Annotated in this window: 23 protein-coding genes; 11 read left to right on the forward strand and 12 right to left on the reverse strand. The window is 57.4% G+C overall.

Annotated features, from left to right (window positions below; translation table 11 throughout):
- Positions 1-156 precede the first annotated feature (156 nt).
- From B145_RS29530 to B145_RS0116490, 12 genes are all read right to left on the reverse strand, one after another.
- The gene (locus tag B145_RS29530; protein ID WP_018608772.1) at positions 157-291 is read right to left on the reverse strand and encodes a hypothetical protein; all 135 of its coding nucleotides are present in this window, start codon (positions 289-291) and stop codon (positions 157-159) included.
- Positions 292-508: 217 nt separating this feature from the next.
- Entirely contained in the window at positions 509-2044 is a 1536-nt protein-coding gene (locus B145_RS0116440; protein ID WP_018608774.1) for an amino acid permease, read from the reverse strand.
- 249 nt (positions 2045-2293) lie between these two features.
- Positions 2294-2566: a cell division topological specificity factor MinE gene (gene minE / locus B145_RS0116445; protein WP_018608776.1), complete on the reverse strand. Its 273-nt coding sequence runs from the start codon at positions 2564-2566 to the stop codon at positions 2294-2296.
- A gap of 2 nt (positions 2567-2568) precedes the next feature.
- Complete coding sequence (minD, locus tag B145_RS0116450) at positions 2569-3384, reverse strand: septum site-determining protein MinD (protein WP_018608779.1); 816 nt, start codon at positions 3382-3384, stop codon at positions 2569-2571.
- Between the two features lie 41 nt (positions 3385-3425).
- Positions 3426-4187, reverse strand: coding sequence for a septum site-determining protein MinC (minC, locus tag B145_RS0116455; RefSeq protein WP_018608781.1), 762 nt, complete (start codon positions 4185-4187; stop codon positions 3426-3428).
- Between the two features lie 84 nt (positions 4188-4271).
- Positions 4272-5063 carry a flagellar biosynthetic protein FliR gene (gene fliR, locus B145_RS0116460; RefSeq protein ID WP_018608783.1) on the reverse strand — a complete coding sequence of 264 codons (792 nt, stop codon included), beginning with the start codon at positions 5061-5063 and terminating at the stop codon, positions 4272-4274.
- A 6-nt stretch (positions 5064-5069) separates the two neighbouring features.
- Positions 5070-5339, reverse strand: coding sequence for a flagellar biosynthesis protein FliQ (gene fliQ, locus B145_RS0116465; RefSeq protein ID WP_018608785.1), 270 nt, complete (start codon positions 5337-5339; stop codon positions 5070-5072).
- A 9-nt stretch (positions 5340-5348) separates the two neighbouring features.
- Positions 5349-6092, reverse strand: coding sequence for a flagellar type III secretion system pore protein FliP (fliP, locus tag B145_RS0116470; RefSeq protein WP_018608787.1), 744 nt, complete (start codon positions 6090-6092; stop codon positions 5349-5351).
- Entirely contained in the window at positions 6089-6496 is a 408-nt protein-coding gene (gene fliO, locus B145_RS26010; protein WP_157288469.1) for a flagellar biosynthetic protein FliO, read from the reverse strand. Before fliO ends, fliP begins: the two co-directional genes overlap by 4 nt.
- Before the next feature lie 141 nt (positions 6497-6637).
- Positions 6638-8962, reverse strand: a complete 2325-nt coding sequence (locus B145_RS0116480; protein ID WP_018608791.1) for a Tex family protein — start codon at positions 8960-8962, stop codon at positions 6638-6640.
- Between the two features lie 139 nt (positions 8963-9101).
- On the reverse strand, positions 9102-9605 hold the full coding sequence (locus B145_RS0116485; RefSeq protein WP_018608793.1) for a Dps family protein: 504 nt from the start codon (positions 9603-9605) through the stop codon (positions 9102-9104).
- 75 nt (positions 9606-9680) lie between these two features.
- Complete coding sequence (locus B145_RS0116490; RefSeq protein WP_018608794.1) at positions 9681-11123, reverse strand: catalase; 1443 nt, start codon at positions 11121-11123, stop codon at positions 9681-9683.
- Between the two features lie 226 nt (positions 11124-11349).
- Here B145_RS0116490 and B145_RS0116495 point away from each other — a divergent pair, with 226 nt between their 5' ends.
- The 11 genes from B145_RS0116495 (at position 11350) to lon (ending at position 25712) form a co-directional block, all read left to right on the forward strand.
- On the forward strand, positions 11350-11955 hold the full coding sequence (locus B145_RS0116495) for a methyltransferase domain-containing protein (RefSeq protein ID WP_018608796.1): 606 nt from the start codon (positions 11350-11352) through the stop codon (positions 11953-11955).
- The gene (locus B145_RS0116500) at positions 11955-13376 is read left to right on the forward strand and encodes an oligosaccharide flippase family protein (RefSeq protein ID WP_018608797.1); all 1422 of its coding nucleotides are present in this window, start codon (positions 11955-11957) and stop codon (positions 13374-13376) included. The genes B145_RS0116495 and B145_RS0116500 overlap by 1 nt, the downstream gene beginning before the upstream one ends.
- The gene (locus tag B145_RS0116505) at positions 13370-14383 is read left to right on the forward strand and encodes a glycosyltransferase family 4 protein (protein WP_018608798.1); all 1014 of its coding nucleotides are present in this window, start codon (positions 13370-13372) and stop codon (positions 14381-14383) included. Before B145_RS0116500 ends, B145_RS0116505 begins: the two co-directional genes overlap by 7 nt.
- Positions 14383-16344, forward strand: coding sequence for an asparagine synthase (glutamine-hydrolyzing) (gene asnB, locus B145_RS0116510; protein WP_018608800.1), 1962 nt, complete (start codon positions 14383-14385; stop codon positions 16342-16344). Before B145_RS0116505 ends, asnB begins: the two co-directional genes overlap by 1 nt.
- 3 nt (positions 16345-16347) lie before the next feature.
- On the forward strand, positions 16348-17460 hold the full coding sequence (locus B145_RS26015) for a glycosyltransferase family 4 protein (RefSeq protein WP_018608801.1): 1113 nt from the start codon (positions 16348-16350) through the stop codon (positions 17458-17460).
- A gap of 10 nt (positions 17461-17470) precedes the next feature.
- The gene (locus tag B145_RS26020) at positions 17471-18541 is read left to right on the forward strand and encodes an MraY family glycosyltransferase (protein ID WP_018608802.1); all 1071 of its coding nucleotides are present in this window, start codon (positions 17471-17473) and stop codon (positions 18539-18541) included.
- On the forward strand, positions 18541-19683 hold the full coding sequence (locus B145_RS0116525) for a glycosyltransferase (protein ID WP_018608805.1): 1143 nt from the start codon (positions 18541-18543) through the stop codon (positions 19681-19683). The genes B145_RS26020 and B145_RS0116525 overlap by 1 nt, the downstream gene beginning before the upstream one ends.
- Before the next feature lie 199 nt (positions 19684-19882).
- On the forward strand, positions 19883-21193 hold the full coding sequence (gene tig / locus B145_RS0116530; protein ID WP_018608807.1) for a trigger factor: 1311 nt from the start codon (positions 19883-19885) through the stop codon (positions 21191-21193).
- Between the two features lie 71 nt (positions 21194-21264).
- Positions 21265-21888 (forward strand): ATP-dependent Clp endopeptidase proteolytic subunit ClpP, encoded by a 624-nt coding sequence (gene clpP / locus B145_RS0116535; RefSeq protein WP_026259216.1) that lies wholly within the window; start codon positions 21265-21267, stop codon positions 21886-21888.
- A gap of 41 nt (positions 21889-21929) precedes the next feature.
- Positions 21930-23201: an ATP-dependent Clp protease ATP-binding subunit ClpX gene (clpX, locus tag B145_RS0116540; RefSeq protein ID WP_018608811.1), complete on the forward strand. Its 1272-nt coding sequence runs from the start codon at positions 21930-21932 to the stop codon at positions 23199-23201.
- A 78-nt stretch (positions 23202-23279) separates the two neighbouring features.
- Positions 23280-25712, forward strand: a complete 2433-nt coding sequence (gene lon, locus B145_RS0116545) for an endopeptidase La (protein ID WP_018608813.1) — start codon at positions 23280-23282, stop codon at positions 25710-25712.
- Positions 25713-25806: the final 94 nt, after the last annotated feature.

Consider the following 25806-nt stretch of genomic DNA (forward strand, 5'->3'; position numbering starts at 1 on the left):
ACAGTGGGCGATGAAGGGTGCCAGAGGAGAGGCCAAACGAAAGAGGCTCTGACTAATCAGAGCCTCTGGCGGATTGCTACAACGCATCAGTACCTTGGGGCCGGTCAGACTGTCATGTTTGACGGCTGGAGGCCTAAAGAAGTGGCGCGGATTGAATTACTGAGAGGAGGGGAACAACTGCTGAATCGTCTTGGAATGGCGTTTGGCGGCCTTGACCAAGCGTTTTTCTTTCAAACCCATAACTGGAGTTTTTTTGGTTTCCTTGTTGCCATGTTGTTCCTTGTGACTCATGCAAGCCTCCTGAGTGGATGATTGGGAACGAACTACCAAGTCGGGCACCCCGACTCTATCCACTATAGGCTTGGTTTGATGTTTTGTATGGGGACGATGTCTGCCCAGGCGGCAGATGCCCGCTTAGCGGCAGCTAGACTGGGGTTGCGGGTATGTTTGCAATTCTGTTGCGAGGACGTGTCTGACGCCCTCGCTTGATAGAGCTTGAAACCGACCCTTAACGGGCTTCTGCGTTTGCCAACCCAAGTTCGCCGGCAGGGGTTTTTGCGGAATCCGATTCCCAGGGGGTGTGATCGCTTTCCAGATCCATTTCCGCGTAGGGGACGATCCGGGTTTTGTGCTTGATGCGGTAGCCAAGCCAGATCAACAGGAACAATGGAATACCGATGTAGGTGGCGGTGAGGCCCACCCAATCAATCTTCCCGCCCAGTAGAGCCTGATAATTCTGGCCCAGGGTAATCAGCAGGCACAGTGCAAAGGCAAACAGAGGGCCCAAGGGGAAGAAAGCAGATCTATACGGTAGGGCGGACATGTCCCGATTCTGCAGCACGTAGCCTTTGCGGAAGCGGTAGTGGCAGACAGCGATGCCAAGCCACGCGATGAAACCCGTCATCCCGGAGGTATTCAACAGCCACAGATAGACCGTTTTCTCGCCGTAGATCGAGGCCAGGAAACACAGCGCCCCCACAACCGTGGTGGCATAGAGTGCATTGAGTGGCACGCCATTGGAACTGAGCTTGGCGAAAATCCTGGGGGCTTTCCCTTCATTGGCCAGGGCGTAGAGCATGCGGGTCGACGCATACATGCCGGAGTTTCCTGCTGAGAGGATGGCGGTGAGGATGACCGTGTTCATCACCCCCGCGGCAAACGCCAAACCCAGGCGTTCAAATACCAAAGTAAAGGGGCTGACGCCGATGTTCTCTACGTCATTTTTGAGCAGATTCGGGTCGGTATAAGGAATGATCAGGCCGATGATGGCAATCGCACAGACGTAGAACAGCAGAATCCGCCAGAACACCTGACGCACTGCACGGGGGATACTCTTGCCGGGGTTTTCCGATTCTCCCGCAGCAATTCCGATCAGTTCGGTGCCCTGGAACGAGAACCCTGCAATCATGGCTACCCCGAGCAGGGCTGGAAATCCTCCCGCGAAGGGCGCATCACCTGTTTTCAGATTCGCCAATGGGGAACTGGGTGCGCCGTGGACAATCCCAAAGATCATAGCAAGCCCGGCGGCGATGAATACCAGCACGGTGACAACCTTGATGAGCGAGAACCAGTATTCACCTTCGCCAAAGCCTTTGACCGAGATGGCGTTGAGGATGAACATCAGGGCGAGGAAGGTTCCGCTCCATATGAAGCCTGAGACCTCTGGGAACCAGTACTTCATCACGATACTGGCCGCTGCAAGTTCTACCGCAATGGTCACCGCCCAGTTGTACCAGTAGTTCCAACCCAAGGCGAAGCCAAAGGCGGGGTCCACAAAACGGGAGCCGTAGGTGGAGAAGGAACCTGCCACGGGCATGTAGGCGGCCATTTCCCCCAGACTGGTCATCAGGAAATAAACCATGAGCCCGATGACCGCATACGCCACCAACGCACCTCCTGGCCCGGCTTGGGCGACGGATGCGCCTGAGGCAACGAAAAGCCCAGTGCCAATTGAACCACCGATGGCGATCATGGTGAGGTGGCGTGTACGCAGGCTGCGCCTGAGCTTGGGCTCAGGCGTGGATGCTGCGGGTGTGGTGTCCATATCGAATTCCTGTTCGCGGATTCAAATAGGGATGTAGCGCACGATGGGTGCCTGCATCCCCATAAAAAAGCGCGATCCTAGCACCAACGCTCGAATTTGGTGCGAATTATTGATACAGGGACGCTTGGGTTTGGGCAGAATCAATCTGCCAGAGGATTTAGGCTTCGGTTGGAGTGGTTTTTTGCCGAGGTGGCGCCTGTAGTTAGGCCAAGGCAAGGCGCCCCCGAGTGGACCCGGGGGCGGTAAGGCTTAGCGTGAGTCTGCACCAGCCTCGGGCATCACGATATTGACTTCCAGCACCTCATAATTGTCTTTGCGCTCAAGTTGAACCTTGATGTCATCCGCGTTGACCTTGACGTATTTGGAAATCACATCGATCAATTCCTTTTGCAGCGCCGGGAGAAAATTCGGCTGGCTGCCGGTGTCGGTGCGTTGGTGTGCAATCACCAGGGTCAGCCGTTCCTTGGCCAGTTGGGCGGACTTGGGTTGGCTGTTGCCAAAGAGTCGTTCTAGCCAGGACATGATCAAGCCCCCCCAAAGATGCGTTTGAGCAAGCCGGGCTTCTCGTAACTCACAAAGCGCAGTTCCTGCTCCTCACCCAAGAAGCGCGACACAATGTCGGAATAGGCTTCTGCTGCATCACAACCCTTGGTGTGGATGACCGGGGCGCCCGCATTGGAGGCCTGGAGTACGGCTTCCGATTCCGGGATAACCCCGAGTAGCGGTACGCGCAGCAGCTCCTGCACGTCCTTGTAGGACAGCATCTCACCTTCGTCCACGCGCTTGGCTGAATAACGGGTGATGATCAGGTGTTCCTTGACGGCTTCGCGGCCTTCCTTGGCCCGTCGGCTCTTGCTTTGCAGAATGCCGAGGATGCGGTCGGAGTCGCGGATCGAGGAGACTTCCGGGTTGGTCACCACCAGCGCCTCATCAGCGAAGGTCAGGGCCATGACTGCACCGCGTTCGATCCCTGCGGGGGAATCGCACACGATGTACTCAAAGCCCATATGGGCCAACTCCGTCAATACCTTTTCGACACCTTCTTCTGTCAATGCATCCTTGTCGCGGGTTTGCGAGGCTGGTAGCACGAAGAGGTTCTCGCAGTGCTTATCCTTGATCAGCGCTTGGTGTAGATTGGCTTCTCCCTGGATCACATTGATTAGGTCATAGACGACGCGGCGCTCGCACCCCATGATGAGATCAAGGTTGCGCAAGCCGACATCGAAATCGATCACCGCAGTTTTAAAGCCTCTCAGTGCCAGCCCGCTTGAAAAGCTGGCGCTGGTGGTGGTTTTGCCAACCCCGCCTTTGCCGGAGGTTACGACGATCACTTGTGTCACAAATGTCTCCCTGTATGCCTGTAAGGCAGAAGTAGTCTTGTTCAGTCGAGCTGAAGCGGTTCAAGCACCAGGCTCTGACTCTCCCCGGTTTTCCTGAGCAGAGCATGGCTGGCATGGCCTGCGATGGCAGGTGGTATGCCTTGTTCAAATGTACGATAGACACCCGCAATCGAGATTAATTCCGGGCCGAAATTGGTTGTGATGATGCGTGCGGTCTGGTCCCCCGCGGCCCCGGCCAGCACACGTCCGCGCAACGGGCCGTAGCAGTGGATGTTACCGTCTGCGATGACTTCGGCGCCATGGCTTACGCCCCCAAGTACAATCAGGTCACAGCCGCGCGCATAGATCTGTTGCCCTGAGCGGATGGTGCGCTCTACCACCATGGCAGAAGCCGTTTTCTGGGGTTCAGGCGCAGGCGCAACGGTGACAGCTGGGGCGGGTGGAGGGGCTACTTCTGTTTTAAGCGGAGGCAGTTCTACTTGCCGGAGGCCTCCGGAAGCGCCTTCCAGAATCGCAAAACCAGCCCTGCGGGCTGCATCGTGCAGGTAATCCGGAGCGCCCTTGAGTGCGACAGGCTGCAAACCATAACGGCGCAGCAGGCTTTGCAGGCCAACCCAGTCGACACGCTGAGGGAGGCCCTGGATTGAGCTTACGTCGATGATTGTCGCTTCACCAGCGAAGAATTCTCCCATCCCGCTTAACATGACTTGCAACGCATCGGCAAGGCGAACGTTGTCGATTTCGTGCAGAACGGCTGTCATCGCAGTCAGCGTGCCAGCCTTGAATTCTATGGGTTTGACCATGAGGCGGTAGATGAAATTGCAGCAAATCGCCTGAGTCTACTTTTTGAAGCGCTGCGGGGCAAGCCAAACAGTCAAATGGCGCAATCAATGCCCACCGAAGCCCTGGATCAGCAGTGCCGTCAGCTCAAATCCCGTGTCATAAATATGCTGTAATGCGGGTGCCAGGGAATTGAGAGAGGCGATCATCACCAGATAGCCAACGGTACTGGTGATGGGGAATCCCAGCGAGAAGAGGTTCAACTGGGGGGCGGTGCGGGTCAGTACTGCCAAGGCAATATTGGTGATGAGCAGCGCGGCGATCACGGGTAAGGAAATCATCAGACCAGAAGAAAAAACCGCCGTACCAAGCTGCGCAACCACTGTCCAGGTTTTGCCTGTGACGACGCTCATGCCGATCGGTGCAAGCTCGAAACTGTGGGCAAGCACATCAATCAGTACCAAGTGACCATTGAGCGCAAGAAAAGTCAGCGAGGAGAGCAGGCTGAGCATTTCCCCCATGACGGCAGTTTGCGCGGATGAGTTGGGATCGAAAAATGTGGCAAACGACAAGCCCATCTGCAAGCCGATCAGTTCCCCGGCCACATCCAGGGCGGCCATTACGATGCGCATCGACATCCCGATGGCGACCCCGATTACGATCTGCTGGATAAAAATGCCGATTCCGATCCAGCTACCCGGTGCAATGTTTGCTGCAGTAGGTGGGTGTGCGCTGGCGATGGCAAATGTGATCATCAGGCCAAAGGCCAGACGCACACGACGTGGCAACGCACTGCTGCTAAATATTGGCGCAGAGGCAATCACACCCAGCACGCGCGCCAGGGGAAACAGCCAGGTGATAAGCAGCAGATCCAGTTGGGCACTGGTGACGACCAGCATGGGGCGCTATCCGATCAAGGTGGGAATGGCCTCGAAAAGCCTGCGGATGTAGTCGGTGAGTGTGGTGATCATCCACGGCCCTGCAAGCAGGAGTGTGAGGAACATCACCAGCAGCTTGGGCACGAAGGACAGCGTGGCTTCGTTGATCTGTGTGGCTGCCTGAAAAATACTGATGATCAGCCCGGTGGCCAGCGCAGCAATGAACATGGGTGCAGCAACCAGCAGGGCGGTTTCCATGGCACCACGGCCAATTTCCATCACGGTGGTGGGGGTCATATAACGCTCCTATCCAAAACTGTTGACCAGCGAGGCAATCAGCAGCCCCCAACCGTCAACCAGTACAAACAGCATGATCTTGAAAGGTAGAGACACCATTACGGGGGACATCATCATCATCCCCATCGACATCAGCACCGAGGCCACCACCATGTCGATAATCAGAAAGGGGATGAAAATAATGAAGCCGATCTGAAATGCGGTTTTCAGCTCACTGGTGGCAAACGCAGGGATGATCACGCGCATCGGCAGGTCCGAGGCTTTGTCTACCTTGGGTGTGTTGGCAAGCTTGGAGAAGAGTGACAGATCCGGCTCGCGGATCTGCTTGAGCATGAAGGCCTTCATGGGGACTGAAGCGCGGGTGAGTGCTTCATCAAACTGGATCTTGTTTTCTGACAGGGGAACCCAGGCATCCTGATACACCTTGTCTAGCACGGGCGACATGATGAAGAAGGTGAGGAACAGTGCCAGCCCGATCATGACCTGGTTGGGGGGCGAGGTCTGGGTGCCCATGGCATGGCGCAACAGGGAGAGCACGATGATGATCCGGGTGAAGCAGGTCATCATCAACAAGACGGCAGGGAGAAAGCTCAGGGCGCTGAGCGTGAGCAGGGTTTGTACTGGCAGGCTATAGGTGGTGCTGCCACCTGGCCCCGGTGTGCTGGTAAAGCCGGGAAGGGATTGGGCAAGGCAGATCGTAGGCAGTAGGCAGGCCAATACTGCCAGTATGCGGAGAAGGGGAACACGCTTCACTTGCGCCCCCGTTCCATGAACTGCTTGAGCCGTAGGGCAAAGTCCTGCATGGGTGGTGCTGCGGGAGCCGTGGGCAGGGGGACTTCACCCTCATCCAGCAGGTGCAGCATGTTGACGCGCCCAGGTGCTACGCCCAGCACCATCACCCGATTGCCTGCGGCAACCAGTACCACGCGCTCACGTGGGCCGACGGAGGTAGCGGAGATGACCTTGAGGTTGCTGGTCGCAGCATTGCCGCCTTGTTGCAGGCGCCGCAACATATGCAGGGCACCGTACAGTACCACCAGAATCACGCCCAGGCCCACCACCATCTGCGCAATACCAGCGGCGGGGCTTGGGGCGGCGGAAGGGCTGGCCTGAACCAGACCCGGCAGCAAGCATAAAAGGAGAACGAAGCGTTTCACGGGTAAAGCTCGCGTTGAGTGCATAGTGCAAGGATAGGCTTGCTCTATGCGATCTCAGCGCCGGATAAGCGGCAAAAATAGGCGGCAAATCTTGCCGTATTGAAGCGCGCCTACATGCTTGATCCGCGTGCCGTACTTTTCCTACTTTTGGCGTGCCTTGGCAAACGCAGCTGCAAACGCGCTATTCAAGGGGGCTGGCTCGGGCTTGCGGGCCGCCTGTGGCTTGCCCTTGACGGGCGTTCTACCGGGCTGGTCCGTTTTTGTCGGGCGTGCAGCTTCGTCAGACAGACGCATGCTGAGTGCGATGCGCTTGCGCGCCAGGTCCACCTCAATTACTTTGACCTTGACGATGTCGCCCGCCTTGACGATCTCGGCAGGATCTTTGACGAAGCGATTGGAGAGTGCCGAGACGTGCACCAAGCCGTCCTGATGCACACCGATATCCACGAAGGCACCGAAGTTGGTGACATTGGTCACGACCCCCTCGAGCAACATGCCAGGGGCGAGGTCCTTCAGGTTCTCGACGCCTTCGCGGAAAGAGGCTGTCTTGAATTCCGGGCGCGGGTCACGGCCGGGTTTGTCGAGTTCGCGCAGAATGTCTTGTATCGTCGGCAGACCGAAGCGCTCATCCGTATACTTTTTGGCGTCCAATGCCCGCAAGGTGGCAGAGTCACCAATCAACTCGCGGGCTTTCTTCTGTACATCAGCAAGGATGCGCTCCACGACCGGATAGGCTTCCGGGTGGACCGCCGAGGCATCAAGCGGATTGTCTCCCTCATTGATACGCAAAAAGCCAGCGCATTGCTCGAAAGTCTTGTCGCCCAGACGCGGCACCTTTTTGAGTGCACTACGGCTCTTGAAGGGGCCATTGGCATCACGATGAGAGACAATGTTCTGTGCCAGCGTGGTGTTCAGGCCCGATATACGGGTGAGCAGGGCGGCGGAGGCCATGTTGACGTCCACACCCACTGCGTTCACGCAATCTTCCACGACTGCATCCAGGGAACGGGCCAGCTTGCTCTGGTTCAGGTCGTGCTGGTATTGCCCCACGCCGATCGCCTTGGGTTCGATCTTGACGAGTTCAGCCAGCGGGTCTTGCAGGCGGCGGGCAATGGAGACCGCGCCCCGCAGGCTCACATCCAGCTCAGGGAATTCTTTCGCGGCCAGCTCTGAAGCGGAGTAGACCGATGCACCCGCTTCGGACACGACGATCTTCGTCAATTGCGGGCGCGACAGTTGTTTGATCAGATCCGCTGCCAACTTGTCAGTCTCTCGGCTGGCGGTTCCGTTGCCGATGGCGATGAGTTCCACGTTGTGCTTTTCTACCAGCTTGGCAAGGGTATGGAGCGAGCCATCCCAATCCCGGCGGGGTTCATGCGGATAGATCGTGGCGGTATCCAGCAGCTTGCCGGTGGCATCCACTACGGCGACCTTGACGCCAGTGCGGATGCCGGGGTCCAGCCCCATGGTGGCCTTGGGGCCAGCGGGGGCAGCAAGCAGCAGGTCCTTGAGGTTCTTGGCAAACACACGGATGGCCTCTTCTTCGGCACGCTCGCGCAGCTTACCCATCAGATCCAGTTCCATCGAGAGTGCGAGTTTGACGCTCCAGGTCCAGCGGGCCGTATCGACCAGCCATTTGTCGGCGGCGCGGCCCTGATCACGGATACCTGCGGCCACCATGATCTTGCGTTCGCAAGGGTTGGGCTCCGGGCTGCGCGAACCGTCCTCTGGGTCGGTATCTAGGGCCAGCTTCACACGCAGCGCATCTTCATTGCGGCCACGGAACAGGGCCAGGGCGCGGTGGGAGGGAATGTCGCCCAGCTTTTCACGATAGGCAAAGTAGTCGCGGAACTTGGCGGCTTCCTGATCGTTGTCCTTGCCTTCTGCTACGTTGGCTACGACCACACCGTGCGCATCAACGTATTCGCGCAGGCTACCCAGCAGCTCGGCGTCTTCAGCAAAGCGCTCCATCAGGATCTGGCGGGCACCATCGAGCACAGCTTTGGTATCGGCAAAGCCAGCTTCGGCATTGAAATACTTGGCGGCTTCCTCTTCCGGCTTCAGATTCGGGTCGGTCAGCAGGGCTTCGGCCAGCGGGGCGATGCCTGCTTCACGGGCAATCTGGGCCTTGGTGCGGCGCTTTTGCTTGTAAGGCAGGTAAAGGTCTTCGAGGCGTTGCTTGGTTTCCGCGTTTTCGATCTCGCTACGCAGTGTTGGAGTCAGTTTGCCTTGTTCATCGATGCTCGCCAGCACAGCGGTGCGGCGTTCCTCCAGCTCACGCAGGTAGCCCAGACGCTCTTCCAGATTACGCAACTGAGTATCGTCTAAACCACCGGTTACCTCTTTACGGTAGCGGGAGATAAAGGGAACGGTTGCTCCACCATCAAGTAGTTCGATGGCTGCAACGACCTGATAGGGCTGGGCGCCGAGTTCGGCTGCAATGCGGTGTTCGATCGAAGGCAACATGATCCAAAACAGATAGGGACAAGGGCGCAGACTATGCCTAAGCAGGAACCTGGGCGCAAGCATCAATCGGCGAGTGGTTTGAACGGACAATAAAAAACGGCACCCCCGAAGGCGTGCCGTTTGTGAAGACTACGGGCGCTTAATCTTCCAGCACGCTACGCAGCATCCATGCGGTTTTTTCATGGATATCAAGGCGTTGCGTGAGCAGGTCGGCCGTCGGCTGATCGTTGGCTTTGTCCACCAACGGGAACAGATCCCGTGCCGTGCGTGCGGTGGCTTCTTGGGCAGCGACCAGCAGGCTTACCATTTCCAAAGCCTTGGGCTTGCCTTCTACGGCGGGAATGCTGGTGAGCTTCAGGTAATCCTGATAGCTGCCTGGGGCTTGCACGCCAAGGGCGCGGATACGCTCAGCGATGATGTCCAGCGCATTCCATTGTTCGGTGTACTGAGCCATGAACATGGTGTGCAGGCTGTTGAACATCGGGCCGGTCACGTTCCAGTGGAAGTTGTGGGTCATCAGATACAGTGTGAAGCTGTCGGCCAGTAGGTGCGAAAGCCCTTCTGCAATGGCTGTCCGGTCTTTTTCGGAGATACCGATGTCGATGGCGCCTGCCAGCGACTTCTTGCCTTTTTCCGCTTTCATTTCAACACTCCTTGGGTTTTAGAACGTTTAGCGACGAAGCGCATGCTTTGCAGGGCCTCTCAGTCTTCTATGGTATCAAGACAAACCCAATGCGTGGGCAACTCCCGCGCCATATTGCGGGTCTGCCTTGGCAAAATGCTCCACTTGGTGACGCTGTATTTCTACAGGTACGCCCTGCATAGCGGCGGCGATGTTGGCAAACAGGCGTTCGCGCTCGCCTTTATCAAAGAGCCGGAAGAGTGCACCGGGCTGTGAGTAATAGTCGTCGTCTTCGCGGTGATCGTAGTGGGCGGCGGCCCCGGCAAGTGCAAGCGGGGATTCGTTCAGCGCGGGCTGGTCGAACAAGGCGCCCGGCAGGCCGCTCGGGTTGTAGTTCGGTGTCGCTCCACCATTCCCATCCACACGGCCTGTGCCATCCTTGTGGGGATGATGGAAGGGGCAGCGTGGCGCATTCACGGGAATCTGGTGGTGATTGACCCCCAAACGATAGCGTTGAGTATCACCGTACGAGAACAGACGCCCTTGAAGCATGCGGTCTGGTGAAAAACCGATTCCTGGTACTACATTTGCAGGTGTAAAGGCGGCTTGCTCAACCTCGGCAAAATAATTGACTGGATTGCGGTTCAATTCCAGCACGCCGACTTCGATGAGCGGATAGTCGGCATGCGGCCACACCTTGGTCAGATCAAACGGGTTGATGTGGTAGGTGGCGGCATCCTTTTCCGGCATGATCTGCACCTTGAGCGTCCAGCGCGGGAAGTTTCCCTTGGCAATGTTCTCGAACAGATCCCGTTGGGCGCTTTCACGGTCTTGCCCCACCACGGCTGCAGCTTCTGCGTTGGTGTAGTGAGTCACACCTTGCTGGGATTTGAAGTGGAACTTCACCCAGAAGCGCTCGCCTGCTGTATTGGTGAAAGAGTAGGTGTGGCTGCCGAAGCCATGCATTTCGCGGTGGTTGCGGGGCAAGCCGCGATCACTCATCAGGATGGTGACCTGATGCAAGGATTCCGGGTGGCGCGACCAGAAATCCCAGGCCGCCACAGGGTTGCGCAAGTGGGTTTGCGGATCGCGCTTCTGGGTATGGATGAAATCCGGGAACTTGAGCGGATCACGAATGAAGAACACAGGCGTATTGTTGCCCACCAGATCCCAGTTGCCTTCTTCGGTGTAGAACTTGAGCGCAAAGCCACGGACGTCGCGTTCGGCATCTGCAGCACCCGCTTCACCTGCGACGGTTGAGAAGCGCAAGAACACCTCGGTGGTCTTGCCCACTTCGGCAAAAAGCTTGGCCTTGGTGTACTTCGTGATGTCGTGGGTGACTTTTAAGGTGCCATACGCGCCAGACCCCTTGGCGTGTACCACGCGTTCGGGGATGCGCTCACGGTCAAAGTGCGCAAGCTTCTCAAGCAACCACACATCCTGCAAGAGCACCGGCCCACGTGGCCCAGCGGTGAGACTGTTCTGGTTGTCAGCTACGGGAGCGCCTGCGGCGCTGCTCATTGGCTTGTTCTGACTCATGTTGTTGCTCCTTGCTGTAGTGGTTTTGATGTTTAAAATTTATTGTTTATTTGATTTTTAATCCAATAAAACTATCGAACAAAGATGATAGCGTGAGGCAATCGAAGCACTGAATAGATCAAGTTAGGTAATTTCGTCTGGTCTTTCGACCAAATGGCGCCGGATGGGCAGATTCATGGGGCGAGGAGCGTTATACTCGCGGCCTTCAAGACCTTAAGTGTTTGTTATGAGCATCCTTGACAAGCGTTCCATTCTGCCGACCCTGACGGCTGATTCCCAAGTCGCCATTGAGTTGGGGTGTGGCCCCAGCAAGCGGGATCTAGAAGCTTTGGGGATTGATGCGCTTGATTTCCCAGGCGTGGATCTGGTGGGGGATGTGTTTGAGGTCTTGCGCGCGTTTCCTGCGGGTTCCGTGGTGCGTTGTTCCAACTCACATTTTCTTGAGCATGTGGATGATCCTGCCGGGCTGCTTGATGAACTTGCCCGTGTGATGCGTGCAGGGGCGGAATTGCGGGTGATCGTGCCTCATTTCTCCAACCCCTATTTCCACTCTGACCCAACACATCAACGCAGCTACGGCTTATACACGATGAGCTATTTTGCCCGTGATGAATTGCTGTGGCGCAAGGTGCCCAATTATGGGCGTACTCCTGCGTTTGAATTGCAATCGGTGCGCTTGGGATTCAATTCGCCATTCCCCCTGCGCGGTTTGATGCGCAGAACGATTGGTCGGTTTTTCAATCTGAGTCGCTGGCTTCAGGAATTCCATGAAGAGAACCTCTGTTGGCTATTCCCGTGCTATGAGATTGAGTACCGTTTGAGAAGACTCTGATGTCAGCAGCCAGGGCCAGTCTGGCCTATTTCCTGACTCGCGGGCTATCTGGCGCGCTGGCCGTGGCAACGGTGTCTTTGTTCGCACGGCAATTGGGTCCGCATGGCTATGCCTCCTATACCTTGGCGGCTACGGTAGCAGCGTTTGTTGGCAGCATCCTGATACAGCCCCTGCATAGCTGCCTTGGGCGTTTTCTTCCTGCCAGCAAGGATAACGGACTGACGGTTGCCTTAGGGCGCCTCTTGCTGGGAGGCGGTGGCATTGCGGCCCTGTTGGCACTGTTGCTGGAAGTTTTTCGCCCCCACTGGTTGCCGCCAGGCGTTGCTTTGGCGGCTGCTTTGCTGTGTGTCATTCAGGGGATTTTCGACTTTTCGGCGCAATGGGCCTCTGCAAGCCTGATGGCCCGGCGTTATGGGCGCCTGTATCTGCTCAAGTCTTTTCTGGCCCCCGCCATGGGGTTTGGCCTGATTGCATTGGGTGCGGGTTTTTGGGGGGCCGTGCTGGGAATGTGTTCTGCCTATCTGCTTGCGACAGCCATCTCCTTGCCGCAGCCCTGGACCATCGTCCGAAAGGGACGATTCGAGCGTCGGGTCTTGGACGGGATTGGCAGCTATGCCAAGGGCCTTACCGTGTCAATGTTGCTTGGTGTGACCTTGAGTTGGAGTGACCGCTTGCTCATGGCGGCGCTCTCGGTGGCGGGGCTTGGTATATATGGTGCCGCAGCGGACTTGACTCAGCAGGGCTTTGGTTTGATCTTCAGTGCGCTATTTCTGGCGTGGTTTCCACGACTGGTGAGTAGCTGGGAAAACGGGGTGGATCAGTATCGTGATCAACTGGCTCGTTACCTGCGTTTGAGTGCCGCCTTGATGCCTGCGGTAACGGTTGGCTTTGTGTGGGTTTGCTCTGATCTGGCTCACCTGCTGTTAGGCAAAGCTTTTAGTGCGGAGGCGGCTCGGGTGATGCCTTGGCTGGCATTGGCCGCGTTGTGCGGCGGGATTCGGACTTACATGACAGATATCCCTTTGCACTTGCACAAGCGTCTTGATTTACAAGGGGGCATTGTGGCTGTTTGCGGTGTCTGCGGGATGGGACTGAATGTGATCTTGCTGCCGCGCTACGGTATTTTGGGTGCGGCCTGGAGTTCTGTTGCAGCCAACCTTGTAGGGGTGGTGCTGGGGCTTCTCCAAACGCGCCGTATGGGCGGAATGCCTTGGCCCTGGCGGGATCTGGCGATTTCGTTGATCGGTGTGCTGGTCATGAGTGCGGTGCTGTATGGCATGCCGGAAGGCTCCTTGTTCCGTATGCTGGCGCGTGTGGCCGCTGGGGCTTTTGTGTTCGCCTGCGTGGCCTTGTTGGCCGATTTGGCTGGCGGGCGCACATGGCTTGTGCTCCGGTTGCGTGCCAGGAGTGGCGCATGCTGAGAGCAATGGCCTACACCCAAGGGGTGAATACCCCGTCAGCCCGGTTCCGGATTCGCCAATACTTTCCCTATCTGGCAGAGCAGGGCGTGGCGTTGTCGGAATCCTGGGCGAGGTTCGGTAGCTACCCTCCTGGCCCAGGCTGGCGTCGTCTGCCCTGGCTGACAGCTACGACACTGGAAAGATCCTTGGCTGCGGTGAAGGGGAATGCCTTTGATGCTGTGTTGTTCCAGCGTGAGATGGTCTCAACGCTCTACACTGCAGAGCGTTTGTGCCGTACCCCGGCAGTACTGGATGTGGATGACGCCATCTGGCTCACGCAGCGGGGGGGCGGTATTGACCAGCTCGCCCGGCAATGTAGCCTGATCCTGTGTGGCAATGACTATCTTGCAGAACATTTCTCTGCGCTGGCTCCCGTCGAGATACTGCCCACGGGGGTTGATACCTCGCATTGGCAGCCGGGCGTGCGGGCGCAGACGCCTGTGATCGTCTGGTCTGGTAGCGCCAGTGGTCTGCCTTACGTCTATGAGCTGGAACCCGCTTTGCGTGAGGTGATGCAGGTACGCCCTGATCTGCGGTTGCGGATTTGTAGCAATGCCATGCCACAATTCAAAACCCTGTCGCCAGAGCGTGTGGATTTTGTCCCCTGGTCGCCTGAGGCGGAGTTGGGTGTGGTCCAAAGCGCATGGTTGGGGCTGATGCCCATGCCGGACACTCCCTGGACGCGTGGTAAGTGCAGTTTCAAGATGCTGACCTATATGGCTTGTGGCGTACCTTGTGTAGCAGCTCCTTGGGGGATGAATGCCCAGGTGATTGCCGGAGGTGGCGCCTTGGGGGCCATCACACTGCAGGACTGGCGCGAGCATATGCTGGCTTTGCTGGATGACCCCGATGCGGCTGCCGCACTCGGCAGGCAGGGGCGGATACAGGTAGAGAACCACTACGCGACGGCACAGCTTGCTGGCGTTTTGGCGCAGGCATTGAAACGGGCAGGGGGGCGAGGCGGCTGATGTGTGGGATTGCTGGTTTCTGGGGACGTACCCAAACACAGGCTGATCTTGCTGTCCTTGCGCAGCGGATGGGGGATGCCATCCGCCACCGCGGACCGGACGCGCATGGTGAGTATGTGGATGCCGACCATGGCTTGGCCTTGGCTCACAGGCGCTTGTCGATTCTTGATCTGAGTCCCGCTGGCGCGCAGCCTATGACGAGCCACGGCGGGCGCTGGGTGGTGGTCTACAACGGTGAGATTTACAACTACCGCAGCGTTCAGCGTCAATTGGAGGCTGAACTGGGAGCCATCCCTTGGCGGGGGCATTCAGATACGGAAGTGCTGCTGGCTGCTCTGGAGCACTGGGGGGTTGAGCGCACGCTGGGCGCGCTCGATGGCATGTTCGCCCTGGCTGCGTGGGATCAGCAGGACAAGCGCCTGATCTTGGCACGTGATCGGCTCGGCGAAAAGCCTTTGTACTGGGGCTGCATGCCGGATGGCGCCTTGCTGTTTGGGTCCGAGTTGCGTGCGTTGTACGCCCACCCCTCCTGGCAGGGCGAGGTGGATCGTGACGCCTTGGCAGCCTTCATGCGTTACCAATGCATTCCCGCTCCGCAAAGCATCTTTAAGCGTGTTGGCAAACTGCAGCCGGGTTACTGGCTGGAGATCAAGGCCGGTAACGGTGCGCCCGTTCCGGGCGTGCCTCGGCCTTACTGGCAGTTGTCTGAGACCATGGCGGTAGGGGCCGCTTCACGCAAGGCTTCAAATCCAGATGCCACCGTGTGGGTGGATGAGCTGGAACGGGTGCTGGGGGAGGTGGTCAGTGAGCAGATGCTGGCCGATGTGCCGCTGGGTGCGTTCCTTTCCGGGGGCATTGACTCCTCCCTGATTGTGGCGACCATGCAGCGCCACGCCAGCCGCCCAGTCAAAACCTATACGGTGGGGTTTGACGTGGGTGAGTTTGACGAGTCGACCCATGCACGTGAAATCGCGCGCCATCTTGGCTGCGACCATCACGAAATCCATTTGACCGGGTCTGATGCCCTGGCAGTGGTTCCCAAGATGGCCGACGTGTACGACGAGCCCTTTGCCGACGCTTCCCAGCTCCCAACGTTTCTGGTTGCGCAGTTTGCGCGCCAGCACGTTACCGTTGCGTTGTCTGGTGATGGTGGGGATGAGATGTTTGCGGGCTACTCCCGCTACGCGATTGCGCAGAATCTGTGGCAAAAGATGGGGCGCCTGCCAAGTGCTGTACGCAAAGGCTTGGGGGCGAGCATGGGGATGGTGCCTGATGCCCTGTGGGAGGTGGGCGCAGGGATGCTGAAGCCGGGGATGAAAGCGCCTGCCGACAAGGCGCGGCGCTTCAGTGCCATGTTAATGGCCCAGGACTTTGGCGGTTTTTACGATAGCCTCTTGGCGCATTGGCTACAGCCGCAGGACGTGGTTCCTGGTGGCCGTGCCCGGCTTCCTGATGATGTCTTGAATGCCAGCCAGCGTGGTCTGGATAATATTGAGTTCATGCAGGCGCACGATAGCTTGGCCTATCTGCCGAACGACATTCTGGTAAAAGTGGATCGTGCGGCCATGGCCGTGAGCCTGGAAACCCGGGCGCCGTTTCTGGACCGGCGGGTGATGGAGCTGGCTTGGCGCTTGCCTGAGTCTCTCAAGCGTAAAGGCGACAGTGGCAAGTGGCTGATGCGCGAACTGCTGGCCCGCCATGTTCCTAGAGAAATGTTCGAGCGCCCCAAGCAGGGTTTTGCCATTCCTCTGGAGGCCTGGTTGCGTGGGCCTTTGCGTGAATGGGCGGATCAGTTGCTCTCTACGGATGCGTTGGCCAGTAGCGGTCTGCTCAACCCGGCGCCTGTCCGCCAGTGCTGGCAGGCATTGCTGGCGGGTAAAGGTGGGATGCATTACCGCCTGTGGGATGTGCTGATGTTCCAATCCTGGTTGGAGCACTATCGTTCATCTCGGCACGGGTGAGTCATGCGGATTGTTCTTTTTGCGAATACAGACTGGTTCCTCTACAACTTCAAGCGTTCGCTGGCCTGTGCGTTGCGTGAAGCGGGGCATGAGCTGATATTGATGAGCCCGGATGGTGAGCATGCCTGCCTTTTGAGAGCGGAAGGCTTCACTTGGCAGGCTTTTCCGCTCTCGCGCAGCGGGATCAACCCGTTTGCAGAGTTGATACTTATCTGGCGGCTGTGGCGGGCCTATCGGGCATTGCGGCCCGATGTGGTACATCACTTCACCATCAAATGCGTGATCTATGGCTCCTTGGCAGCACGCTGGGCAGGGGTGGCACGCGTGGTGAATTCCATCACCGGCCTGGGGTTTGCCATACTGGCCAATACCCCGAAAGCACGCTTGATTCGCCCTGTTGTGCTTGTGCTGTATCGCGTGGCCCTACGCGGCAGCCACGTGCTGTTCCAGAATCAGGACAATCTGGAAACCTTGCGCAAGTTTGGTGTGTTGGAACGGGCTCAGCCTGAAGTCGTGCCAGGGGATGGTATTGATACGGAACATTTCTCCCCCGATCCTGGTCACATGCCCGGAAATTGCGTGTTGATGATGGGGCGTCTGCTTCACTCCAAAGGTGTGGAGGAATATGTGGCGGCCGCCCGTATCGTGCGCCAACAAGTACCGGCAGCCAGATTTTTACTCGCGGGGGCACCTGATCCGGGTAATCCAGAATGTATCTCTGAGGCGCAATTGGCCGAGTGGCGAGCCGAGGCTGCGGTAGAATTTCTCGGGCAGCGGGCTGATGTGCTTGCGCTTCAACAGGCGGCTGATGTGGTGGTGCTTCCCAGTACGCAAGGGGAAGGCATGCCGCGTGCTTTGCTGGAAGGGGCTGCCTGTGGCAAACCGATGGTGGCGACTGATGTGCCAGGATCGCGTGAGCTGGTGATTGAGGGGGAAAATGGTTTTCTGGTGCCACCAAGTGATGCTGGCGCCCTTGCAGAGGCTATTCTGCGGTTGTTGAATGATTCGGCTTTGGCGCAACGCATGGGGGCCAAAGCGCGAGAGCGGGTGGTTGATGTCTACTCCAATGCCTGCGTGACGAGGCTGAGTTTTCAAGCCTATGGGCTGACCAATTGATGATGCTGAAATGGGCCTGACCTTCAATTACCTCGTATTTCCGTTTCTCACCTCGCTGAGCGCCTGCCTGCTGCTTGCCTGGCTGGCGCCTTGGCTGTCGTTGGTCGACTGCCCCGATGCCCGCAAACAGCATGTGGGGGAGGTGCCGGTGGTCGGCGGAATCGCCATCATGCTGGCCTACGTGCTGGCGGTGAAGGTGCGCGGAATCAGCGGCAATCTGCTGCCGGCCGTGGTGCCTGTTGGTTTGATGCTGGCGGTGGGGGTCGTTGATGATGTGCGTCCCTTGTCTGCTAAGTTCAAATTGGTGATGCAGCTTTTTGCTGCATGGCTGCTACTGCGAACCAGTGGTTTTGCGCTTATCAATCTGCCTATGCCGGGGTTGTCCGAAGGCGTTCCACTCGGGTTCTTGTCGATTCCTGTGTCGATGCTGGTGATCGTGGCGGTTACCAACGCCATCAATCTGGCCGATGGGGCCGATGGCCTTGCCGGGGGATATCTGCTGATTGCTCTGGTGGGGCTTGGCTTTGTCGCTTTCAAGGCAAGTGACGTGACGGTTTTCCTGTTGGTCGCAGGTTTGGTGTCGGCATTATTGGGTTTTCTGGTCTGTAATGCGCGTCACCCCTGGCAGGCACGTGCGCGGGTCTTCATGGGGGATGCGGGAGCCTTGGCGCTGGGTATCCTGGTGTGCTGGTTTTCCATCATGCTTTCCCGTGGCTCGCGCCCTGCCATGCCTTCCGTGTTGTTGTTCTATGTGGTTGCCCTGCCCGTGATGGATATGGTGACCGTCAGCATCCGGCGCGTCCTGCGCGGAGTGAGCCCGATGCGGCCGGATCGCACCCACCTGCATCACCTTTTGCTCTACAAGGGCTATTCCGTCGAACTCTCGGTTCCGATGCTTTGGCTGGTGGATGCTTTGCTGGTAGGGCTCGGGCTTGGCCAATGGTTGCTGGGTGTGCCCGCGGGCGTAATGCTGGCTGTATTTGCGATCCTGCTCGCTGCCAAAATGGTCTGGTTGCGTGTGTGGGATGAGGCCGCTACGCAACAGGCGAGCAAAGTGATTGAGGGCGAAGGCGGTAAGTGATGACTCGTGTGCATGTGTGTTTCGTGATCACGGCCCTGGGGGTGGGTGGGGCAGAGCATGCCTTGCTCAAGATGCTCTCTCGTCTGGACCGAACTCGCTTTGAACCCAGCCTGATTGTGCTGGGGCGCCAGGATGACCTTCTGCCGCGTTTCCAGGCGATTGGGATTGAGCCGCTGATGCTGCGTCTGCGCCCAGGGCGTTGGCCGTTTGCCGAGGTAGGGCGTTTTCTGGCTGCAGTGCGGAGCATTCAGCCGGATATCCTGCAAGGCTGGATGTATCACGGCAACCTTGCCGCATCTTTTGCTGCTGCACGACTGAACCCGAAACCAAGGGTTTGCTGGAGTGTGCGCGATACGCCAGATGCCGCACATGCACACAGTTTTTTTACGCGCATGGTTATCCGCCTGTCCGGGTTCTACGTGGGCAGGGTGGCGCAGATATTCAATGTATCTGCGCGCAGCGCTGAGTACTGTGCCCAAAATCTCGGTTGGCCGCGCGAGTGCACCGCGCTGCTGCCCAATGGAGTTGATACCGAGTTGTTCCAGCCAGACTCCGCGCTACGGGCAAAACTCCGGCTTGAGCTGGGAGTGGCTGACGATAGTGTGCTGGTCGGGATGGTGGCGCGCTGGAGCCCCGTCAAGAACCACGCCTTGCTGCTGCGCGCGATGGCGGCTCTGCGCACCAAAGTACCAAACGCGCAATGCGTGTTGGTAGGCAAGGGGCTGGATCGCAACAATGCTGAGTTGATGGCATTGATTGAACAAAACGGGTTGGCGTTCGCTTGCCATCTATTGGGGCCACGTGCCGACGTGCAGACGCTGTACCCGGCTTTTGACATTCTGGCATTGAGTTCCCGTAGTGAAGGCTTCCCGAATGTGCTGGTGGAAGCCATGAGCTGCGGAGTGCCGGTTGTCAGTACCGATGTTGGGGATGCTCGTCAGATCGTCGGGGCAGGAGGCCTCATCGTTGGTCAGGACGAAAACGAAATGGCTCAGGCGCTGGAGTTTCTGTGCTTGTTGGGAAACCGACAAGCTATGGGACGTGCCGCCCGCGAACAGGTGAATCAGCACTATGGCCTGGATTCCGTAGTGGAGGGACTGCAGGCACGGTATCTCTCCCTTATTGCCGATTCCAGGGCTTGATTTCCTGATTCCCACCCCAAAATACTTCAAATTAAGCGGCAAGCATGTCTTCGCGGTGCGAGCGTGCGCTTAGGTTGTGCTACCATCGCCGGTTTCTTGAATCATTACTGTCAAAGGTAGCGTTTGTTCGTCTTTTCCGGCGAGGCCGGTAAAGACGAATCAGGCACAGCCTTTTTGTTCCATACCAAGGGATTTTCGAATGCAAACGAATGAAGTGACGCTGGGCGCGCTTGAGCGCCGTATCGACATGGCCGTGTCGCTGGCTGATATCGAACAAGGTGTTGCGGAGCGCCTCAAGCGTCTTTCGCGCACGGTGAAGATGGCGGGTTTCCGTCCTGGCAAGGTGCCGATGCGCATGGTCGAACAAACCTATGGTGGCCAAGTGCGCTCCGAAGTGATTGGTGAGCACGTTGAACGCAAGTTCAACGAAGGCGTCCGGGAACAAAAGTTGCGTGTGGCAGGTTATCCGAAAATTGAACCGAAGGAAGCTTCTGCCGAAGGCACGCTCGAATTTTCTGCTACCTTTGAAGTGATGCCCGAAGTTGTGATCGGCAGCTTGGCTGAACAGGCAATTGAACGCCCGGCCCTGACCGTGGGTGATGCCGAAGTGGATAGCACCATCGAAGTCCTGCGCAAGCAACGTGCCGTGTTCCAGAAGGTGGAACGTGCTTCTGCCGCTGGCGACCAAGTGGTGATTGATTTCACCGGGCGCAAGGATGGCGAAGTGTTCCAAGGCGGGCAGGCGGAAGATTTCTCGGTTGTTGTCGGTGGTGGGCAGATGCTGCCGGATTTCGATGCCCAGTTGGTTGGCATCTCTACAGGTGTGAGCAAGACGTTTGACCTGACCTTCCCGGCTGACTATCAGGCCAAGGAACTGGCCGGTCAGACCGTGCAGTTTGAAATTACCTGCAAGAGCGTGGAAGAAGCTGTGCTGCCCGCTGTGGATGAAACCTTTGCCAAGGCCATGGGCGTGGATGACGGCGATATTGCCAAGATGCGTGCTGAAATCAAAGAGAATCTGGAGCGTGAAGTGGCCCGCCGCGTGCGCGTGCGTATGCGCGACCAAGCCTTTGATGCGCTGATTGCTGTGACGCCGATGGAGGTGCCGAAGGCCATGATTGAAGCTGAAGCTGAGCAAATGGCCGAAGCTGCCAAGCGCGATCTGGCTTCCCGTGGCATGGATGTGAAGAACATCCCCGTGCAACCGGCATGGTTTATCGAACAGGCGACCCGCCGCGCCAAGCTGGGGCTGATCGTCTCTGAGGTTGTCGTCAAGAACGAACTCAAGGCTGATGCAGACAAGGTGCGTGCCCGCGTAGACGAGATTGCAGCCAGCTACGAAGACCCGAGCAGCGTGGTATCTTGGTACTATTCCAAGCCCGAGAATCTGCAAAATATTGAAGATGTCGTGGTGGAAGAGAACGTAGTGGCATGGGTGCTGGCACAGGCCAAGACCACGGATCGGGCTGTGACGCTCGAAGAGCTGATGGCCCAGCCGCAACAGCAGTAAATATGTGGGTGAGGGTGCCGGATGTCCGGCACCCCCTGGGAAGAAAGGTGGCAGTTTTGGAAAAGACTTCGATGCAGTCTCAATGGGATCCGATGGGGCTTGGCTTGATACCGATGGTGGTTGAGCAGAGTGGTCGCGGTGAGCGTTCCTACGACATCTACTCCCGACTGCTCAAAGAGCGAGTGATCTTCCTGGTCGGGCCGGTCACGGATGTGACTGCCAACCTGATTGTTGCGCAATTGCTGTTCCTGGAGTCGGAAAACCCCGACAAGGACATCTATTTCTACATCAATTCACCAGGGGGCTCGGTGAGCGCTGGCATGGCCATCTATGACACCATGCAGTTCATCAAGCCAAGTGTGAGTACGCTGTGCATCGGGCAGGCCGCCAGTATGGGTGCCTTCCTGTTGGCGGCAGGCGAAAAGGGCAAGCGCTTCTGCCTGCCCAATTCGCGGGTTATGATTCATCAACCTTTGGGCGGCTTTCAAGGGCAGGCGTCGGATATTGAGATCCATGCCCGTGAAATTCTGACTTTACGTGCCAAACTCAATGAAATGCTGGCGCTTCATACCGGCCAGTCGATCGAACAGATTGAGCGTGACACTGATCGGGATAACTTCATGTCTGCGCAGGATGCGCAGGCCTACGGTCTGGTAGACAAAGTGCTGAGCAACCGCGCGGATGCGGCAAAATAGCTCATGGTGTTGATTGTGCAGGTTCTTGAGGAAGGCAGAATATGACGGACAAGAAGTCCGGCAGCGAAAAGCTGCTTTATTGTTCGTTTTGTGGCAAAAGCCAGCATGAAGTGCGCAAGCTGATTGCAGGCCCGTCCGTTTTCATTTGTGATGAATGTATTGACCTGTGCAATGACATCATTCGTGACGAAATCGGCGGCGAAGCCTCTTCGCGGCTGGATAAAGGGGAATTGCCTTCTCCGCGCGAAATTGGCGAGATTCTGAATCAGTACGTGATTGGGCAGGCAGCGGCCAAGAAAATCCTTGCCGTGGCGGTGTACAACCACTACAAGCGCCTGCGCCATCGTGCCAAAACCGCTGATGAGGTTGAGCTGGCCAAGAGCAATATCTTGTTGATTGGCCCGACCGGCTCTGGCAAAACGCTACTCGCGCAGACGTTGGCGCGTCTTCTGAACGTACCTTTCGTGATGGCGGACGCCACCACCCTGACCGAAGCCGGTTACGTGGGTGAAGACGTTGAAAACATCATTCAGAAGTTGCTCCAGAAATGTGATTACGATGTGGAACGTGCCCAGCAGGGGATTGTCTACATTGACGAAATCGATAAGATTTCGCGCAAATCGGATAACCCCTCCATTACCCGTGATGTGTCGGGTGAGGGTGTGCAGCAGGCTTTGCTCAAGCTGATTGAGGGTACGGTTGCTTCTGTGCCGCCTCAAGGTGGGCGCAAGCATCCGAACCAGGATTTTGTGCAGGTCGACACCACCAACATCCTGTTCATCTGCGGCGGTGCCTTTGATGGTCTGGACAAGGTGATCCGTAACCGCACCGAACAGGTAGGCATTGGTTTTGGTGCCGAGGTACGTGGCAGCAAGGACGGCAGAATCTCGGAAATGCTGCTGCAGGTGGAGCCTGAGGATTTGGTCAAATACGGCCTGATTCCCGAATTGATCGGGCGTCTGCCAGTGATTGCCACCCTGACAGAGCTTGAAGAAGCCGCCTTGGTACAGATTCTGATTGAGCCGAAGAACGCGCTGATCAAGCAGTATCAGAAGCTCTTCTCAATGGAAGGCGTCGAGCTGGAAATCCGGCCTGATGCACTGACCGCCATTGCCCGCCGTGCGCTCAAGCGCAAGACCGGGGCACGGGGTTTGCGCTCCATTCTGGAGAGCGTGTTGTTGGACGTGATGTACGAGTTGCCCAGCATGGACAATGTCAGCAAGGTGGTGGTTGATGAGAACACCATTGAGACTGCTGCCCAACCACTGGTAATCTATGCCGAGCAACAAGCAAAAATTGCTGGGTCAAACTGAGCTGAAAAATCGGGTCGCCCTGCTTGAATAGTCTGCTCCTGGCCCAATATGGGTTAGGAGCGGTTATCAGGAAAAATCATGTCAAACAAAACTGAACTCCCCCAGGAGACGATTGAGCTCCCTTTGTTGCCTCTGCGCGATGTGGTGGTGTTTCCCCACATGGTCATTCCTCTGTTCGTTGGGCGTCCCAAATCGATCAAGGCGCTTGAGAATGCGATGGAGTCCGGCCGCAGCATTCTGTTGGTGGCACAGAAGTCTGCCGCCAAGGATGAGCCTGCAGCAGAAGACCTCTACGACATCGGCTGTATTGCCAATATTCTGCAAATGCTGAAGTTGCCCGATGGCACTGTCAAGGTGCTGGTGGAGGGTACGCAACGCGGCAGGGTGGAGTCTGTACAGGACGAGCGCACGCTGTTCATGGCCCAGGTAACGCCTGTAGTGGGTGACGAGCATGGCAATCACGAGATTGAAGCCATGCGCCGTGCCATCATCAGTCAGTTTGACCAATACGTAAAACTGAACAAGAAGATTCCGCCGGAAATTCTGACTTCCCTGGCCGGGATTGACGAAGCAGGGCGTCTGGCAGACACCATTGCCGCGCATCTGCCGCTCAAGCTTGAGCAAAAGCAGTCGGTGCTGGAACTTTTCGATATCGGCCAGCGCCTGGAAAAGCTGCTTGCCCAGCTTGAAACCGAGCTGGACATTCTGCAGGTAGAAAAGCGTATCCGTGGGCGCGTGAAGCGCCAGATGGAGAAGAGCCAGCGCGAGTATTACCTGAACGAGCAGGTCAAGGCGATCCAGAAAGAGCTGGGTGAGGGCGAAGAGGGGGCTGATCTTGAAGAGTTGGAACGCAAGATCAAGACCTCTGGCTTGTCCAAGGAAGCGCTTACCAAGGCCCAGGCCGAGCTGAAAAAGCTCAAGCTGATGTCGCCCATGTCGGCTGAAGCCACAGTGGTGCGTAATTTCATCGAAACCCTGGCCGGGCTGCCCTGGAAGAAGCGTTCGCGTATCAGCAAGGATCTGAGTGAAGCCCAAAAAGTGCTCGACAAGGATCACTTCGGCTTGGACAAGGTCAAGGAGCGCATCCTTGAATACCTGGCTGTGCAGCAACGTGTCGACAAGCTCAAGGCTCCGATCCTGTGTCTGGTTGGGCCTCCAGGGGTTGGCAAGACCTCGTTGGGGCAGTCCATCGCCAAGGCGACGAACCGCAAGTTCGTGCGGATGTCCTTGGGCGGTGTGCGTGACGAAGCCGAGATTCGCGGTCACCGTCGTACCTATATCGGTTCCATGCCCGGCAAGATCTTGCAGAACATGACCAAGGTTGCCGTGCGTAACCCCTTGTTCCTGCTTGATGAAGTCGACAAGATGGGGGCGGATTTCCGTGGAGACCCGTCGTCTGCACTGTTGGAGGTGCTGGACCCCGAGCAGAACTCAACGTTTGTCGACCACTATATCGAAGTGGAATACGACCTCTCGGAAGTGATGTTCGTGGCAACGGCCAACTCACTGAACATTCCTGCGCCGCTGATGGATCGGATGGAAATCATCCGTTTGTCTGGTTATACGGAAGACGAAAAGGTCAATATCGCCCAGCGTTATCTGCTGCCCAAGCAGATGAAGAACAACGGCGTGAAGCAGAACGAGCTTTCCGTAACCGAGGAAGCCCTGACCGACATCGTTCGCTACTACACGCGGGAAGCTGGTGTGCGCAGTCTGGAGCGGGAAGTCTCGAAGATCTGCCGCAAGGTCGTCAAGGCCCTAGTGCTGAAGAAGCGTGAGAGCAAGGTGGTGGTCAACGCCAAGAATCTGGACAAGTATCTGGGTGTGCGCCGCTTCTCGTTTGGCATGGCCGAAAAGGAAAACCAGGTGGGGCAGGTGACTGGCTTGGCTTGGACCGAAGTGGGTGGCGAACTGCTGACCATCGAAGCCGTCGTGCTGCCGGGTAAGGGCAAGGTGATGACGACTGGCAAGCTGGGTGAAGTGATGCAGGAATCCATCCAGGCCGCTCTGTCGGTCGTGCGTAAGCGCGCTCGCCAGCTGGGCATCCACGAGGATTTCCACGCCAAGAGCGACATCCATATCCACTTGCCAGAAGGAGCGACACCCAAGGACGGCCCATCTGCAGGGATTGCAATCGCTACGTCGTTGGTCTCGGTTTTGGCCAACATTCCGGTGCGAGCCGATGTGGCTATGACAGGTGAAATCACACTGCGCGGTGAGGTATTGCCGATCGGTGGCTTGAAGGAAAAACTGCTGGCAGCTGTGCGGGGTGGTATCCGCAAGGCTCTGATCCCCGAGGAAAACGTCAAGGATTTGGTTGATTTGCCGCCTGATGTGAAGGATCGTATCGAGATCATTCCCGTCAAGTGGTTCGACCAAGTGTTGCATCACGCCTTGGAGCGGGGGCCAGAGCCTTTGCCGGAGAGTACCGAAGTGCCCCCGGTTGGAGCTGCGGCCGCTGCGCCGGTGGCAGAGGAAGAAGCTTCTGCGACAGGAGTCCTTAAGCACTAACCTTCATCTTTGCGGTGATGCCGGTGGCAAGATGGCCGGTATTACAGCAAAGTGGGTGATGGAGTATCATTCTGATTCTCTAAGGGGCTTAGTA

It is taken from the genome of Uliginosibacterium gangwonense DSM 18521, from assembly GCF_000373965.1.
Lineage (GTDB): Bacteria > Pseudomonadota > Gammaproteobacteria > Burkholderiales > Rhodocyclaceae > Uliginosibacterium > Uliginosibacterium gangwonense.

What these genes read in the sequence shown, in the direction of transcription:
- B145_RS0116505 (WP_018608798.1), top strand. Translation starts at nt 13,370, where the DNA reads ATGCTGAGAGCAATGGCCTACACCCAAGGGGTGAATACCCCGTCAGCC.
- B145_RS0116500 (WP_018608797.1), top strand. Translation starts at nt 11,955, where the DNA reads ATGTCAGCAGCCAGGGCCAGTCTGGCCTATTTCCTGACTCGCGGGCTA.
- clpX (WP_018608811.1), top strand. Translation starts at nt 21,930, where the DNA reads ATGACGGACAAGAAGTCCGGCAGCGAAAAGCTGCTTTATTGTTCGTTT.
- clpP (WP_026259216.1), top strand. Translation starts at nt 21,265, where the DNA reads ATGCAGTCTCAATGGGATCCGATGGGGCTTGGCTTGATACCGATGGTG.
- B145_RS0116490 (WP_018608794.1), bottom strand. Translation starts at nt 11,123, where the DNA reads ATGAGTCAGAACAAGCCAATGAGCAGCGCCGCAGGCGCTCCCGTAGCT.
- lon (WP_018608813.1), top strand. Translation starts at nt 23,280, where the DNA reads ATGTCAAACAAAACTGAACTCCCCCAGGAGACGATTGAGCTCCCTTTG.
- B145_RS0116480 (WP_018608791.1), bottom strand. Translation starts at nt 8,962, where the DNA reads ATGTTGCCTTCGATCGAACACCGCATTGCAGCCGAACTCGGCGCCCAG.
- tig (WP_018608807.1), top strand. Translation starts at nt 19,883, where the DNA reads ATGCAAACGAATGAAGTGACGCTGGGCGCGCTTGAGCGCCGTATCGAC.
- B145_RS0116485 (WP_018608793.1), bottom strand. Translation starts at nt 9,605, where the DNA reads ATGAAAGCGGAAAAAGGCAAGAAGTCGCTGGCAGGCGCCATCGACATC.
- minC (WP_018608781.1), bottom strand. Translation starts at nt 4,187, where the DNA reads ATGGTCAAACCCATAGAATTCAAGGCTGGCACGCTGACTGCGATGACA.
- asnB (WP_018608800.1), top strand. Translation starts at nt 14,383, where the DNA reads ATGTGTGGGATTGCTGGTTTCTGGGGACGTACCCAAACACAGGCTGAT.
- fliR (WP_018608783.1), bottom strand. Translation starts at nt 5,063, where the DNA reads ATGCTGGTCGTCACCAGTGCCCAACTGGATCTGCTGCTTATCACCTGG.
- minE (WP_018608776.1), bottom strand. Translation starts at nt 2,566, where the DNA reads ATGTCCTGGCTAGAACGACTCTTTGGCAACAGCCAACCCAAGTCCGCC.
- B145_RS26015 (WP_018608801.1), top strand. Translation starts at nt 16,348, where the DNA reads ATGCGGATTGTTCTTTTTGCGAATACAGACTGGTTCCTCTACAACTTC.
- B145_RS29530 (WP_018608772.1), bottom strand. Translation starts at nt 291, where the DNA reads ATGAGTCACAAGGAACAACATGGCAACAAGGAAACCAAAAAAACTCCA.
- fliQ (WP_018608785.1), bottom strand. Translation starts at nt 5,339, where the DNA reads ATGACCCCCACCACCGTGATGGAAATTGGCCGTGGTGCCATGGAAACC.
- B145_RS0116525 (WP_018608805.1), top strand. Translation starts at nt 18,541, where the DNA reads ATGACTCGTGTGCATGTGTGTTTCGTGATCACGGCCCTGGGGGTGGGT.
- B145_RS26020 (WP_018608802.1), top strand. Translation starts at nt 17,471, where the DNA reads ATGGGCCTGACCTTCAATTACCTCGTATTTCCGTTTCTCACCTCGCTG.
- B145_RS0116495 (WP_018608796.1), top strand. Translation starts at nt 11,350, where the DNA reads ATGAGCATCCTTGACAAGCGTTCCATTCTGCCGACCCTGACGGCTGAT.
- B145_RS0116440 (WP_018608774.1), bottom strand. Translation starts at nt 2,044, where the DNA reads ATGGACACCACACCCGCAGCATCCACGCCTGAGCCCAAGCTCAGGCGC.